We start from the raw sequence: 14,990 nt of genomic DNA on the forward strand, positions 1-14,990 counted from the left end.
ATGGAAAAAGAGGGTGTTCAGCGATTGAGTATAAACGCAACAAAGCTGCGGCTGGAATTTTCCTGCCGTTTTTTTTACAAAAAATTTGCGCTATATCTTCGTTCAGGTGGTCGCGAACGCATGCCATCCACCTGCATCTGTGCCTAAAAACACCGAACCAAACCTACTGCGCGTCGCGATTTGCGGCCTGCGATGCTCACCGTGCTAAAGCACGGTTGCGCTTCTTGGCCACAACTCACTGCCGCTCGCTACGGTTTTGTGCGGTGTTGGAAATGAAGGAATCAGGCGCATCCCGCCCCAAACGCTTACACCTTGCGCACGACCACGCAGCCGATGGAATAGCCGGCGCCGAACGAGCAGATGACACCAGTGCTGCCGGCGGCCATATCATCTTGATATTTATGGAAAGCAATAATCGAACCTGCCGACGAGGTGTTGGCGTAGGTGTCGAGGATCACGGGCGCTTCGTTTTCCTGCGCGTCGCGGCCCAGGATCAGGCGCGCGATCAGCAAGTTCATGTTCAGGTTGGCCTGGTGCAGCCAGTAGCGGGAGACTTGCGCCACTTCCACGCCGGCCTTGGCCAGCGTCGCCTTGATCATCTCGGCGGCCATCGGGCACACTTCCTTGAATACCTTGCGGCCTTGCTGGCGGAACAATTTGTCGGCCTTGCCCGCGCCGGACTCGTCGAAACGGTTGAGGAAGCCGAAATTGTTGCGGATGGCATTCGAGAAGCGCGTTTTGAGTTCCGTGCCGATGATCTCGAACTGGTGCTGCGAGACGGCCGTGTCCTTGGCTTCGACGATGATGGCGGTGCAGGCGTCGCCGAAAATGAAATGGCTGTCGCGGTCGCGCCAGTTCAGGTGGCCGCTGGTGATTTCGGGATTGAGGACCAGCACGGCGCGCGCCTGGCCGCTTTGCACGGCGGCCACGGCTTGCTGGATGCCGAAGGTGGCCGACGAACACGCCACGTTCATGTCAAAACCATAACCGTCGATGCCGAGCGCATCCTGCACTTCCACCGCCATGGCGGGATAGGCGCGCTGCATATTGCTGCACGCCACCAGCACCATGTCGATGTCGGCCGGCGTGCGGCCGGCGCGCGCCAGGGCGTCTTTGGCGGCGGCGACCGCCATTTCCGCCTGCAAGGACAGTTCGTCATCGCCCCGTTCCGCAATGCGCGAGACCATGCGCGCCGGGTCGAGGATGCCTTCCTTTTCCATCACATAGCGCGACTTGATGCCGGAGGCCTTTTCGATGAAGGCCACGCTCGACAGGTCCAGCGCCGTCACCGTGCCTGCGGCGATCGCGTCGGCGTTGTCGGCATTGAACTTTTCCGCGTAGGCATTGAAGCAGGTGACCAGCTCTTCGTTGGAGATCGAAAATGGCGGCGTGTACAGTCCGGTACCGCTGATGACGACTTGTTTCATGGTTAAACTTTCAAATTTGGCAATCGGCGCGATGCCGATAAGTGAAGCAAATTTTACACAAACGGGCTCGACTGTAGAGAGTTTCGTGTCGCGGGGGAGGGGATGTGTTGCGGAAGATTGATTTTTGTCGCGCGGACGGGTGCTGGGGGGATTGCGTGATGGGGGCAGACGGGGGCGCCGAGTCCCGGCGGGTCTGCCCCCAAACTGCCTACTTTTTCTGTTCTTTCTTGACGTCGGCCTGCACCACCACCGGCTCAGGCTTGGCCAGCTGGACCGGCAAGCCTTTCAGGTGGTTCAGCGCCTGGTGCAATTGAAAATCGTCCTTGCTGCCGAATTCCAGCGGCTTGCGCGTCTTTTCCAGGGCGATGATGCGCAACTGCTCTTCCATCTCGTCGTTGACGGGCGCGGCCTTGGCGCCGTTGTTGGCGCTGCCTTGGTCGCGGTCGTTGCTCAGGTGCTTGGTCAGGTCCGCTTCGCGGATGCGCAAGCCGTTCAAGCCGTCGCCGTCCGCATTTTCATCGACCAGCAGGTCGGGCACGATGCCCTTGGCCTGGATCGAGCGGCCGTTAGGCGTGTAGTAGCGGGCCGTCGTCAGCTTGACGGCCGTGTCTGCCGTGAGCTGGCGGATGGTTTGCACGGAACCCTTGCCGAAGGTTTGCGTGCCGATGATGGTGGCGCGCTTGTAGTCCTGCAGGGCGCCGGCGACAATTTCGGAGGCCGAGGCCGAGCCCGTATTGACGAGCACCACCAGCGGCACGCTTTTCACGGCGGCCGGCAATTTCGCCAGCGCATCGCCTTCCGTGCGGAAGGCATAGTATTCGGCGCGGCCATAGAACACCTGTTTCGAGTCCGGCAGCTGGCCATTCGTCGAGACGATGGCCGCATCCTTCGGCAGGAAGGCGGCCGAGACGCCGATGGCGCCCTGCAGCACGCCGCCGGGGTCGTTGCGCAGGTCCAGCACCATGCCCTTGAGGTGCGGGTCCTGCTGGTACAGGGCCGTGATCTGCGCGGCCATGTCGTCCACGGTCGGTTCCTGGAATTGCGACACGCGCAGCCAGGCGTAGCCGGGCTCGACCATCTTCGCCTTGACGCTCTTCTGGTGGATTTCCTCGCGCGTGATGGTGAACGCCAGCGGCTGCGGTTCATCCTTGCGGGCGATGGTCAGCGACACCTTGGTGCCCGGTTCGCCGCGCATGCGCTTGACGCTGTCGTCCAGGCTCACGCCCTTGACGGGCTGGCCATCGAGGCGGGTGATCAAATCGCCGGCCTTGATGCCGGCGCGGTAGGCGGGCGAATCCTCGATGGGCGAGACGATCTTGATGTAGCCGTCTTCGCTCAGGCCAATTTCGATGCCCAGGCCGACGAACTTGCCTTCCGAGCCCTCGCGCAGCTCGGCGTAGGCTTTCTTGTCGAGGTAGGCGGAATGGGGGTCGAGCGAGGCCACCATGCCGGCAATGGCGTCTTCCAGCAGTTTCTTGTCTTCCACGGGTTCCACGTAGTCGGACTTGATCAGGCCAAACACGTCGGCCAGCTGGCGCAATTCTTCCAGCGGCAGGGGCGGCTCGACGGTTTTTTGTGCCATCGCGGAAAATTGCAGCGAGACGGCGACGCCAGCCACCACGCCCAGCCCGATCAAGCCGGTATTTTTGAGTTTGCCCATGTTTCCACCTGTGAATGTCTTGCAGCAGCGCCAGTCCCCGTGGAGCGGCGCCTTCCTGAAAGTATAGACCTGAATCTCTGCCGGCGTGGGCCGGCAGCGGAAAATCCGTGCCACAGCACAGTGTAGGCATGCAAAACGGCCGGCCAGCTTGCCAAATGTTGCGGTTTTGTATGCGATGTATAGTTGGTCTTGAGGGGAGTAAGCATTTGTAAGAGTCGAAAAAAAGCGTGTATGGCGAGCCTATAGTGGACCCGCATTCTCGACCCGAAGTGGTTTTGCCTGCGTCCCCGGACGCAGGCTTTTTTTTATCCGCGGGTTCAAGCTCATTTAGACTGGCGCTTCTTCCTTGGCAGCGGATAAAAAATGTTTACTGATTTGCAGGCACGTGCCGCGCTCACAGCGCTGATTGAAAAGTATCTGCAGGGGCGGGATCCCGATGCCGACCTGCTGATCGCTATCGTCCAGGACCCGTCACGGCAAGTGCCGATTCGGGGCGTGCTCGAAAATATCGGGCAGTTCAACGACACGCAGTTCACGCAACAGGAGCGGGCGCTGATCGACGAGCTGCTGTATCTGTATGGATAAACGGTTCATGCGCTTTTCCAGCCCATGCCATGCTCGCCGGACTGGACAGTGAAAGCCCCTTGAGCCTGGCCGAACTGAGCGGCAATTGCGGGGCAGTCCGGGGGCAAGCATGGTCAAATGGCACGGCGACGTGCTACATTCCTGCAGCGCCTGGCGCGGCGGGCTACCCGCCCGATCTCTTTGACATGCCCCATAAGGACAATTCGTGAACCGATATCTCTTAAGCAGCCTGACCCTGACCCTGTTGGCTGCGTTTGCCAACGCCGCCGAGCCGGCATCCGCCGCATCCTCCGTGTCGGCACCGACCGTGGCGCCCAGTGTCGCCCCCGCGCCTGCCGCCGCCGGCGTCGTTTCCGGCATCGACGTGCAGTACATCGACCCCGCCGTGCGCGTGCAGGACGATTTCTTTACCCATTTGAACGGCAAGTGGCTGGCCACGACGGAGATTCCCGCCGACAAGTCGAGCTGGGGTTCGTTTGCCAAGCTGCGCGACGATACGACGCCGCAATTGCGCGGCATCATCGAAGCCACGCAACAGGACAAGAACAAGAAGGCCGGTTCCGAAGCGCAAAAGATCGGCGACCTGTACGCCAGCTACATGGATGAAGCCAAGCTGGAGGCGCTGGGCACGAAGCCGCTGGCCGGCGAACTGAACCGTATCCGCTCGCTGCGCGACAAGAAGGGCGTGCCCGCCCTGATCGCCCACCTGAGCCAGACGGGCGTGTCGACGCCGTACGCCGTCTACGTGGGCCAGGATGCGCGCGCCTCGACAAAATATGCGGCCTACGTGAGCCAGAGCGGCCTGGGCATGCCTGACCGCGATTACTACCTGGAAGCCAAGCAGGCGGGCGTGAAGGAAAAATACCAGGCGCACGTGGAAAAGATGCTGTCCATGGCCGGCGACAAGAACGCCGCCGCGCGCGCCAAGGCAGTTGTCGCGCTGGAAACATCGCTGGCCGAGGCGCAATGGACCAAGGTCGAGAACCGCGACCCCGTGAAACGCTACAACAAGACCGATATTAACAAGCTCAACGATCTGACTCCGGGCTACGACCTGAAGTCCGGCCTGGCTGCGCTGGGCATCGCCAACAAGGTCGATTACGTCATCGTCAACCAGCCGAGCTACCTGGCCGGCTACAACAAGGTGCTGGCGTCCGCCGACCTGGACACCCTGAAAGCGTACTTCGAATGGCAGTTGCTGCGTAGCTATGCCAGCTACCTGTCGAAAAACTTCGTCGACGAAAGCTTTGCCTTCTACGGCACGGTACTGAGCGGCGTGACGCAGAACCAGCCGCGCTGGAAGCGTGGCGTGGGCGCCGTCGACGGCGTGCTGGGCGAAGCGGTGGGCAAACTGTACGTGGCGCAATATTTCCCGGCAGAGCGCAAGGCGCACATGCAGGAACTGGTGAAAAACGTGCTGGCCGCCTACAAGGAAAGCATCGACACCCTGGACTGGATGAGCCTTGACACCAAGAAGGAAGCGCAAGCCAAGCTGGCCAAGTTCACGCCGAAGATCGCGTATCCGAACGTCTGGCGCGATTATTCGAAGCTGCAGATCGTCCAGGGCGACCTGGTGGGCAACATGATGCGCGCCGCCAATTTCGGTTCCGCGCGCCAGGTGGCCAAGCTGGGCAAGCCGATCGACCGCGAAGAGTGGGGCATGACGCCGCAGACGGTGAACGCCTATTACAGCTCGACGATGAATGAAATCGTCTTCCCGGCCTCGATCCTGCAGCCGCCATTCTTTGACGCCAATGCGGATGACGCCGTCAACTATGGCGCCATCGGCGCCGTCATCGGCCATGAAATCAGCCACGGCTTCGACGACAAGGGCAGCCAGTCCGATGGCGACGGCAACCTGCGCGACTGGTGGACGCCGGCCGACCGCAAGAACTTCGCGGCCAAGGCCGACGCGCTGACCAAGCAGTACGACGGCTACAGCCCGCTGCCCGGCTACAACGTCAACGGCGCGCTGACCCTGGGTGAAAACATCGCCGACAACTCGGGCGTGGCGATCGCGTATAAAGCGTACAAGATTTCGCTGGGCGGCAAGCCGGCGCCCGTGCTGGACGGCTTGACGGGCGACCAGCGCTTCTACATGGGCTTTGGCCAGGTGTGGCGCAGCAAGATGCGCGAAGCGCAGCAGATCGTGCAGATCAAGACCGATCCGCATTCGCCGGGCCAGTACCGCGCCAACGGCACCATGGTCAACCAGCCAGGCTTTTATGAAGCGTTTGGCGTGAAACCGGGCGACAAGATGTATGTTGCACCGGAAAACCGCGTGATCATCTGGTAAGCGTAACAAGCTTGATTCTGTCGCCAAGGTCGGATTAGCGCGCAAGCGCGTAATCCGACGATACAGCCTGTGCCAACAATGTTGTCGGCTTACGCCCTCCGGGCTAAGCCGACCTACGTCATGTAAACGTTATCTTGTCACAACAAAAAAGACCACCTCGCGTGGTCTTTTTTACATTCTGGCCAAAGTTTTTTCTGTCATTTCGGCCGGTATGCTACAGTCAAAAACCGGGCCAGAAGCCTTGGGCCTTCTGACCCTTATATTTCACACAATACAATATAGAGGACAACCGTGAATCGTTATTTGTTAAGTGCATTGACCCTGAGTCTGCTGGCTGGCGTGTCCGGCATGGCTGGCGCCGCTGATACCGCGAAGAAAGCTGCTGCCGCTCCCGCCACGGCCGCCGCATCGGCCGCGCTGACCTCCGGCATCGCCATCGAATATGTCGACCCCGCCGTGCGCGCGCAGGACGACCTGTTCCAGCACCTGAATGGCAAATGGCTGGCGGAGACCGTGATTCCCGCCGACAAGTCGAGCTGGGGCAGCTTTGCCAAGCTGGCCGACGATACGCAAACGCAGCTGCGCGGCATCGTCGAAGGCGCTAGCGCCGACAAGGCCCGCGCGGCCGGCTCGAACGCCCAGAAAATTGGTGATTTCTATAACAGCTTCATGGATGAAGCCAAGCTGGAAAGCCTGGGCCTGACGCCCTTGAACGCGGAGCTGGCGAAGATCGCCGCGCTGCAGGACAAGGCGGAATTGCCTGCCGTCATCGCCCACTTCAGCAAGCTGGGCGTGACGTCGCCCTACGACTTCGGCATCCACCAGGACGCCAAGGATTCCACCAAATACGTGGCCGACATCGTGCAAAGCGGCCTGGGCCTGCCTGACCGCGACTACTACCTGGAAGAGGCCAAGGCCGATACGCGCGCCAAATACCTGGCCCACGTGGAAAAAATGCTGAGCCTGGCCGGCGACGCGAACGCGGCCGCGAATGCGAAAGCCATTGTGGCGCTGGAAACGGAGCTGGCCAAGGCGCAATGGAGCAATGTGCAGAACCGCGATCCCGTCAAGACCTATAACAAGGTGGAGCTGACGAAACTGGCCGCCGTGGCGCCGGGCTACGACTGGGCCCGCTACCTGAAGGATACGGGCATCGCCGGCAAGATCGATTATGTGATCGTCAGCCAGCCCAGCTACCTGAAGGGTTTTGCCGAGATCGCCAACAAGACGCCGCTGGAGACGTGGAAAGCGTACTTCCAGTGGCACTTGCTGCACGCCAATGCCGGCTACCTGCCGAAAGCCTATGTCGATGAAAACTTCGCCTTCTATGGCACCACGCTGACGGGCGTGACGGAAATGCGTCCGCGCTGGAAGCGCGGCGTGGGCGCCGTCGAAGGCGCGCTGGGCGAAGCCGTTGGTCAATTGTACGTCGAGCAATATTTCCCGGCCGAGCGCAAGGTGCGCATGGAAGCGCTGGTGAAAAACCTGATGACGGCCTACAAGCAAAGCATCGACAAGCTCGACTGGATGAGCCCCGTCACCAAGAAACAGGCGCAAATCAAGCTGGCCAAGTTCACCACCAAGATCGGCTATCCGAACAAATGGCGCGACTACTCGGCCCTGACGGTGGCGCCCGATGATTTGATCGGCAACATCCAGCGTTCGCACCTGCTCAACTACAACCGCGAATTGAACAAGCTGGGCCAGCCCATCGACCGCGACGAGTGGGGCATGACGCCGCAAACCGTGAACGCCTATTACAACCCGGAACTGAACGAAATCGTCTTCCCGGCCGCCATTTTGCAGGCGCCGTTCTTTGACGCCAAGGCGGACGATGCCGTCAACTACGGTGCCATCGGCGGCGTCATCGGCCATGAGATCAGCCACGGTTTCGACGACCAGGGCGCCCAGTACGACGGCGACGGCAATCTGCGCGACTGGTGGACCAAGGCCGACCACAAGAACTTCGCCAAGAAAACCAAGCAGCTGGTGGCGCAGTACAACAGCTTCAGCCCCGTCAAAGGCCACTTCGTCAACGGCGAGCTGACCCTGGGCGAGAACATCGCCGACAATTCCGGCGTGGCGATCGCCTACAAGGCCTACAAGTTGTCGCTCAATGGCAAGAAAGCACCCGTCATCGACGGTTTTACGGGCGAGCAGCGCTTCTATGCGGGCTTCGCCCAGGTATGGCGCATGAAGATGCGCGAAGCCCAGCAGCTGGTGCTGCTGAAGACGGACCCGCATTCGCCGGGCCAGTTCCGCGCCAACGGCACCATGCGCAACCAGCCGGGCTTCTACCAGGCCTTCGACGTGAAGCCGGGCGACAAGATGTATTTGCCGCCGAAAGACCGCGTCATCATGTGGTAAGGCCAGTCCTGACGCGCTAGTACCGGGCCGCCCCGCATCAAGCCGGGCGGCTTTTTTACGCCGCATGATCTGGCGCAAACGACGGGTGAAAAAAAAACCGCCCCAATGGGCGGTTCCTTGATGCAGCGCAAGTGCTTACTTGGCAGGCTCGGCGGCTGGTGCGGCGGCGCCGTCAGCGGCTGCGGCTGGTGCAGGCACTTCCGGTTCCTTGAACTTGCCGCCCGATGCATTGGCCATGTAGACGACGGCGCGCGCCACTTCCACATCGTCGAGGTCGGGATTGCCACCCTTGGCCGGCATGGCGCGCAAGCCTTCGATCGCATGTTTCAGGACCGTATCGTAACCCTGGGCCAGGCGCGCGGACCAGCTGCCCGCATCGCCAAACTTCGGTGCACCGGCCACGCCGGCGCCGTGGCAGGCCACGCAAGTGGCCGTGTAGACGGCTTCGCCGCCTTGCAGCACCTTGGGACCGCTGGCATCCTTGAAGGTATAGCCTTCATTGGCGACCGGGCTCAAGCGGGCATCGATGGCATCGGGCGCCTGGCTGTCCGAGCCGGCGCCCGTCAGTTTTTGCGTCGTGACGAACTGCACCAGCAGGATGATGCCGATGACGGTCACCAGGAAGAAGCCGGCTACGGCGGCAAGCAATTGTTTAGGCGTTTTGATCGCTGATTGTTGTTCGTTATGTGCGTCGCTCATGATGTCCTTAGTCCAGATTTGAAACTGATGGCCGTGTAAGGTAGCATTTTTACATGCTTGGATGTAAACCTTTATGAAACCCACAATTATAGGCACAAAAATTGAGCAGTGACATGCAATTGCCAGCGATACGACAGTTTCCGTAGACGTAGGTAAAGAAAAACGGTATCCTTCGCATCACTTCAGAAATTCCCCCTACGCGGCTGTAGCTCAGTGGATAGAGTATTGGCCTCCGAAGCCAAGGGTCGTGGGTTCGATCCCCGCCAGCCGCACCAAGATTTTCCTCATCGTTTCCAGATCATTTCTCCACCATGTCGCAGTTGATCGCACTGGCTTTCTGTCGGCCTGTATCTGTTCGCCTTGCCGTTAAAACGTCGTGCCGTGCTTGTCCCCGCATAAATTGTTATACTATTTTGGTTGCGTTTATTGCGTTTGGTTCGTAAGCTTCAATGGAAGGTAGGGAGGATGCCATGTCGAATGTGCTTGATCGTCTGGACAATAAAGAAGACCTGGAACTGGCGAAGGCGGCGCAGCGCTGCCTGGTGAGTGCGCTTGATCATTCTCGTGCCGTGCAGATTGCGGTTCTGGAAGAGGGCGCGCAGGACTTGGGTGATGTTCCCTTGCTGCGTTTGCCGCCGAATGTGTTGCGCCTGTTTGCCGACGTCTTAGGTACCTTGGCCCAAGGTAAAGCCGTGACGGTCATGCCGAAGGAGCATGACGTGACGACACAGGAAGCGGCCATGTACTTGAATATGTCGCGTCCCTACCTGGTGCGCCTGCTTGACACAGGGAAGATTCCTCATCATAAGGTAGGTACGCACCGGCGGCTGCGCTTTGAGGATGTGGTGCAGTACAAGGATGAGCGCAAACGGCGTTCGCAACAGGCTTTGCAGGCCTTGGCAGATCAGGCGCAGGAGCTTGAACTGGGGTACTGATGGCTGGATACTACCGTTACACTGCCGTCCTCGATGCCTGTGTGTTGTATCCGGCCCCCTTGCGCGATCTATTGCTGAGTTTGGCGGCGGACGGTATTTTCAGCGCACGCTGGACAGCACGGATACAGGAAGAGTGGCAACGCAATTTGCTACTCAAGCGGCCTGATCTCGATCCTTCGGCATTGGCGCGCACCAGCGCGCTGATGGCCGAGGCGGTCGAAGACGGCGTGATCGAGTCGTATGAATACCTGATTGATGCCTTGGTCCTGCCCGATGCCGACGACCGGCACGTGCTGGCGGCAGCCATCGTGGGGCATGCGGACGCCATCGTCACGTTCAATCTTAAAGACTTCCCGGACGCGATCATGCGAGGGCACAACATTGAAGTCTTGCATCCCGATGATTTTCTGGTGGCGCAGTATGAACTGGCCCCGATACGCATGCTCAGTGTCGTCAAGGAAAACCGGACGCGATTGCGCAAACCGCCCAGATCCGCTGCCGAATTGATTGCCACCTATGAAGCGCAAGGCTTGCCGCAACTGGGCAAGTTGCTGCATTCCGCAATTGCCTTGCTCTAGCGCCTGCTTCAGCAACCGGGCAAGAGTCGCTCCCCCGCTTGAAAGACATGCCTCCGTTGTCCTGGAGCGTGTACTGCCATTTTCTAGGCATGATCCCGCCTGATATGTTCCTGACGCCCCTGCCGTTGTCGGTTTACAACCTTCCCAGTCCTCCCGGCGCCGATATCGAAATTGATATCGAAACTGCGGAAAATTTGATTGGAGAGATTATCGTCCAGCCCCTAAGATAAACGCCGAGCATGCGGATGACATGCAAGCGACATAAAAAATATCAATACCATATCTGGAGATGCATGATGCGCAACGCCACCGGCCCGCTCGCGGCCACATTCCCTCGTCCATTCATGTTGAAGGCCGCCGTCGCGGCATTGGCCGGTATCGGCTTGCTGAGCACGGCTTCGCTCCGGGCGCAGGACGCGGTGGCGGCCGATGCCAGCGCCGAAGCGGCCGCGGAAGTATCGGTCGTGACCGTCAGCGGCGTGCGCCGCTCGGCGCAAAATTCGCAGCAGATCAAGATGCGTGCGGACCAGGTCGTCGATTCCATCGTCGCCGACGACATCGGCAAATTCCCTGACAACAACGTGGCCGAAACCCTGGCGCGCATTTCCGGCATCCAGATCCGCCGCGATTCGGGCGAGGCCAGCGCCGTCATGATACGCGGCTTGCGCGACGTCACGACCCTGCTCAACGGCCGAGAACTGTTCACCACCACGGGCCGCTACGTCAACCTGGCCGACATTCCCGCCACCATGCTGCAGCGCGTCGACGTGTACAAGTCGCAGGGCGCCGACCAGGTCGAAGGCGGCGTGGCCGGCATCATCGACGTGCGCACGAATCGCCCGTTCGATTTCAAGGAGTTCACGGCCAGCGTCAACACGCGCGCCGTCTACAGCGACAAATCCAAGGCCACGGACCCGAACATCAGCGCCATGGTGGCGAACCGCTGGAAGACCGGCATCGGCGAAGTGGGCGCCTTGCTGGGCCTGTCGCAGCAGCAGCACCGTTACCATGAAGAACGCGCGTTCAGCACGGCGCCCGTGGACAAGAGTTATTTTTCGCCCGGCCTGACGGCGCCGGACCAGGTGGGCTTGTTGCCGATCAAGGGCGACCGCCGCCGCACGACCGCCAATGCCGTGCTGCAATGGCGCCCGAACGCCGACGTGGAACTGTACGCCGAAGGCATGGCCACGCGCTTCCTGCTCGACGCCGAGTCCGATTACTTCGTCGGCTTGCCCTGGTGGGGCACGCCCGTGTCGGCGACCAAGATTCCCGGCAGCAACCAGCTGCAGACGCTGACCTCGACCAATGTCAACACCATCATGTCGACGCAGGCGAACAAGAACCAGACGAAGACGCATCAATTTGCCGTGGGCGGCTTGTGGGATATCAACCCGGAATGGCGTTTCACGTCGGAAGTGGCCAGCACCAAAAGCACCTATGCCTGGCGCAATCCGATTCTCGACGCCATCACCGTCGTGCCGAATGCCCGCATCAATACCAACCAGAACGGTACCCTGCACGTCGATTACACGGGCATCGATCTGCAAGACGCGTCGAACTACTATCTGAAGGGCTTCTTCGACCGCTACGGCCTCGATGAGGGCAGCTCGAACGACCTGCGCGCCGACCTCGCGTACACGCCGGGCGCAGGCGGCTTTTTCAAGGAAATCAGCGTCGGCGTGCGCGGCGTCAAACGCGAAGCGGAATCGATCAAGAGTTTCGAGGGCAATGCGGAAGCACCGGACGTGTCCGGCGCCGCATTTCCGTTCGGCCGCCAGAGCGTGACGTCGATTCCCGGTCTCAATTGCCTGTCGGAAGCGATGTCCGGCGGCGGCCCCGATTATGGCTTGAAGCAGTGGTACACGCCGTGCGCCAGCTTCTTGCTCAATAACACGGGCACCGTGCGCCAGGCCGTCACGGGCAGCAGCGCGGCGCGCGCCATGGACCCGGGCTCCTTCTTCAAGGACACGGAAAAGACGTATTCCCTCTATACCAAGGCGAAGATCGGCTTCAAGCTGGGCGCCTACCCCGTCGATGGCACCGTGGGCGTGCGCCTCGTGCGCACCGAGCAAAGCCTGCAAGGCAACAGTTCGCAGGATGGCGTCTACACGCCCGTCATCAGCGACACGTCCAGCACCGACGTACTGCCGAGCATTGCCCTGAAAATCAAGCTGCGCGCCGACCTGATGGGCCGCTTCGCCGCGGGCCGCACCATCAGCCGTCCCGGCTTTTCCCAGCTGAACCCCGGCGTGGCCTTGGTCAACTCGACGGAAACGGTGAAGGCGACGGGCGCGGGCGGCAATCCGAACTTGAAACCGGTGACGGGCGACAATGTTGATGCCGCGCTGGAATGGTATTTCGCGCCGGCCGGGTCCGTGACGGCCACCGTGTTCCACCACAAGTTCGACGGTTATATCCAGCAACGCATTGCCAGCGAAACCATCGCCGGCAAGGCCTATGACGTGGACCGCCCGTACAACACGGCCGCCGGCAAGCTGCAGGGCCTGGAAATCGGCTACCAGCAATTCTATGACGGCTTGCCCGGCATCCTGAACGGCCTGGGCCTGCAGGCAAACGGTACCTACATGAGCGGCACCACCGACGACGAGACGGGCAGCCATGCCATCACGGGCGTATCGCGCTATTCGTACAACCTGGTGTTGCTGTATGAAAAAGATGCGTGGTCGGGCCGCCTGGCCTATAACTGGCGCTCGAAATTCATCGACAGCTACAACCAGGGCGGCCCGGGCCTGGACTTGAAAGTGGCGCCGACGGCCCAGCTCGACGGTTCGCTGTCATACAAGCTCAACGAGCAGTTCACCGTGACGCTCGATGGGAATAACTTGCTCGACACCAAGTTCAAGGATTACTGGAACGAGCCGGGCGTGTATGCGCGCGATACGCGCCGCTATGACCGGACAGTGGGCGTATCGCTGCGCTGGAAAATGTAAAACGTCCATGGCTGCATTGCACGTTTTACAGGAGTGAAAAGCAGTATCCAAGGGCGTTGCCATGGTTTCGGCCGGCAACGCCCCTGTCAGTTGGGCAATCAGGCACGATTCATCATCATAAAAAGAATGGATGGAAAGCATGGAGACGCAAAAATTATCCACCGTTGAAAAGGTCGGTTTCGGCGCCGGCGACATGGCGCTCAATGTCGTCATCTCGTCGATGATGCTGATCATCACCTTTTTCTACACCGATATCTATGGCTTGAAAACGAGCGACCTGGCCCTGCTGTTCGTGGTCGTGAAGGTCATCGGCGCCATCGCCGACCTGGGCATGGGCCAGATCACGGACCGCTACAGCTTTGCCTCGGGACGCTACCGTCCCTACCTGCTGTGGCTGGCCGTGCCCTTCGGCGTGAGCGTGTTTTTCGTGTTCACCACGCCGGAATGGGGCTATGACGCCAAATTGATCTGGGCGTATTCCACGTATATCCTGATGACCATCATGACGGCCGGCGTGGGCATTCCGTATATTTCCCTGATCAGCGGCCTGACCAGCGACCCGCACGAGCGGCTGTCGGCCAACGGCTACCGTTTGTTCTTCGCCAAGATCGGGGCCTTCATGGTGACCATCGTCGTGCCGGTGCTGTCGCAGCGCTGGGGCGGCGGCAACCCGGCCGTCGGCTACCAGGCGGCCATGGCCGTGATGGCCGTCATGGGCGTGGCCCTGTTCCTGTTCTGCTATTTCTCTACCACCGAGCGCGTCGTGCACGTGGTGGAAAAGCAATCGTTGCTGGAACAATTGAAGGTGCTGCTGCAGAACGACCAGTGGCTGGTGCTGTGCGGCGTGTGCGTCACGGGTACGGTCGGCTACGTGGTGCGCGGCTCCGTCGCCATCTACTATGCGAAATACTACCTGGGCGGCGACACGGAAACCGTGGCCGCCTTCCTCACCACGGGCGTGGTGGCGGCCATCCTCGCCATGGTCGCCTCGACCTGGATCACCAAGTTCTATTGCAAGGTCAAGCTGTTCCGCTATACGCAGATCGGCGTGGCGCTGATCAGCCTGGCGATCTACTTTTTTGTGAAGCCGAGCGACACCGTGCTGGCTTTCGCCCTGTATTTCCTGCTGTCCTTCGTGGTGGACTTGCACGCGCCCGTGTTCTGGTCGGCCATCGCCGAAACCATTGATTACGGTCAAGTCAAGACGGGCAAGCGCGTTTCCGGCTTTGCCTTTGGCGGCATTTCCGTCTGCCAGAAGGCCGGCATGGCCGTGGCCGGCTTTTTGGTCGGCATGCTGCTGTCGTATTTCGACTACCAGCCCAACCATGAGCAAACGCAATTCGCCCTGAACGGCATCGCCCTGATGCTGTCCGTCATCCCCGGCTTCTTCCACTTGCTGATGGGCTTGCTGATGTTCAAGTACCGCATCAGCGATGACTATTACCGAGGCGTAAAAGTGGAAATGCACAAGCGCGGTTTTGTCGCTGCGTAA

General features: G+C 60.4%; 10 protein-coding genes and 1 tRNA gene. 8 read left to right on the plus strand and 3 right to left on the minus strand.

Annotation, left to right across the window (positions count from 1 at the left end):
- Window positions 1–305 precede the first annotated feature (305 nt).
- Window positions 306–1,427 (minus strand): beta-ketoacyl-ACP synthase III, encoded by a 1,122-nt coding sequence (locus AC3RCJ_RS02360; protein ID WP_492957778.1) that lies wholly within the window; start codon window positions 1,425–1,427, stop codon window positions 306–308.
- Between the two features lie 208 nt (window positions 1,428–1,635).
- On the minus strand, window positions 1,636–3,087 hold the full coding sequence (locus tag AC3RCJ_RS02365; RefSeq protein ID WP_492957780.1) for a S41 family peptidase: 1,452 nt from the start codon (window positions 3,085–3,087) through the stop codon (window positions 1,636–1,638).
- Window positions 3,088–3,450: 363 nt separating this feature from the next.
- On the opposite strand from AC3RCJ_RS02365, the gene AC3RCJ_RS02370 reads away from it, so the two are divergent.
- The 3 genes from AC3RCJ_RS02370 to AC3RCJ_RS02380 all read left to right on the plus strand — a co-directional run bounded on the left by AC3RCJ_RS02370 (window position 3,451) and on the right by AC3RCJ_RS02380 (window position 8,335).
- On the plus strand, window positions 3,451–3,672 hold the full coding sequence (locus tag AC3RCJ_RS02370) for a hypothetical protein (protein WP_492957782.1): 222 nt from the start codon (window positions 3,451–3,453) through the stop codon (window positions 3,670–3,672).
- A 205-nt stretch (window positions 3,673–3,877) separates the two neighbouring features.
- A complete protein-coding gene (locus AC3RCJ_RS02375; protein ID WP_492957784.1) occupies window positions 3,878–5,968 on the plus strand; it encodes a M13 family metallopeptidase in 2,091 nt (696 codons plus the stop codon).
- Window positions 5,969–6,259: 291 nt separating this feature from the next.
- Window positions 6,260–8,335, plus strand: coding sequence for a M13 family metallopeptidase (locus AC3RCJ_RS02380; RefSeq protein ID WP_492957786.1), 2,076 nt, complete (start codon window positions 6,260–6,262; stop codon window positions 8,333–8,335).
- 135 nt (window positions 8,336–8,470) lie between these two features.
- On the opposite strand, the gene AC3RCJ_RS02385 is transcribed toward AC3RCJ_RS02380, so the two are convergent.
- Window positions 8,471–9,034, minus strand: coding sequence for a c-type cytochrome (locus tag AC3RCJ_RS02385; RefSeq protein ID WP_492957788.1), 564 nt, complete (start codon window positions 9,032–9,034; stop codon window positions 8,471–8,473).
- A 199-nt stretch (window positions 9,035–9,233) separates the two neighbouring features.
- Here AC3RCJ_RS02385 and AC3RCJ_RS02390 point away from each other — a divergent pair.
- From AC3RCJ_RS02390 to AC3RCJ_RS02410, 5 genes are all read left to right on the plus strand, one after another.
- A tRNA-Arg gene (locus AC3RCJ_RS02390) sits at window positions 9,234–9,309 on the plus strand.
- A gap of 195 nt (window positions 9,310–9,504) precedes the next feature.
- Window positions 9,505–9,969 (plus strand): helix-turn-helix domain-containing protein, encoded by a 465-nt coding sequence (locus AC3RCJ_RS02395; RefSeq protein ID WP_492957790.1) that lies wholly within the window; start codon window positions 9,505–9,507, stop codon window positions 9,967–9,969.
- A complete protein-coding gene (locus AC3RCJ_RS02400; RefSeq protein WP_492957792.1) occupies window positions 9,969–10,547 on the plus strand; it encodes a PIN domain-containing protein in 579 nt (192 codons plus the stop codon). The genes AC3RCJ_RS02395 and AC3RCJ_RS02400 overlap by 1 nt, the downstream gene beginning before the upstream one ends.
- Before the next feature lie 293 nt (window positions 10,548–10,840).
- Window positions 10,841–13,498 carry a TonB-dependent receptor gene (locus AC3RCJ_RS02405; protein WP_492957794.1) on the plus strand — a complete coding sequence of 886 codons (2,658 nt, stop codon included), beginning with the start codon at window positions 10,841–10,843 and terminating at the stop codon, window positions 13,496–13,498.
- Window positions 13,499–13,637: 139 nt separating this feature from the next.
- Window positions 13,638–14,990 carry an MFS transporter gene (locus AC3RCJ_RS02410; RefSeq protein ID WP_492957796.1) on the plus strand — a complete coding sequence of 451 codons (1,353 nt, stop codon included), beginning with the start codon at window positions 13,638–13,640 and terminating at the stop codon, window positions 14,988–14,990.

This window comes from Janthinobacterium sp. GW822-FHT07H11 (genome assembly GCF_058798615.1).

Excerpts from the sequence above, each read along its gene's own strand:
- AC3RCJ_RS02360 (WP_492957778.1), bottom strand. The coding sequence starts at position 1,427 with ATGAAACAAGTCGTCATCAGCGGTACCGGACTGTACACGCCGCCATTT.
- AC3RCJ_RS02365 (WP_492957780.1), bottom strand. The coding sequence starts at position 3,087 with ATGGGCAAACTCAAAAATACCGGCTTGATCGGGCTGGGCGTGGTGGCT.
- AC3RCJ_RS02370 (WP_492957782.1), top strand. The coding sequence starts at position 3,451 with ATGTTTACTGATTTGCAGGCACGTGCCGCGCTCACAGCGCTGATTGAA.
- AC3RCJ_RS02385 (WP_492957788.1), bottom strand. The coding sequence starts at position 9,034 with ATGAGCGACGCACATAACGAACAACAATCAGCGATCAAAACGCCTAAA.
- AC3RCJ_RS02395 (WP_492957790.1), top strand. The coding sequence starts at position 9,505 with ATGTCGAATGTGCTTGATCGTCTGGACAATAAAGAAGACCTGGAACTG.
- AC3RCJ_RS02400 (WP_492957792.1), top strand. The coding sequence starts at position 9,969 with ATGGCTGGATACTACCGTTACACTGCCGTCCTCGATGCCTGTGTGTTG.
- AC3RCJ_RS02405 (WP_492957794.1), top strand. The coding sequence starts at position 10,841 with ATGATGCGCAACGCCACCGGCCCGCTCGCGGCCACATTCCCTCGTCCA.
- AC3RCJ_RS02410 (WP_492957796.1), top strand. The coding sequence starts at position 13,638 with ATGGAGACGCAAAAATTATCCACCGTTGAAAAGGTCGGTTTCGGCGCC.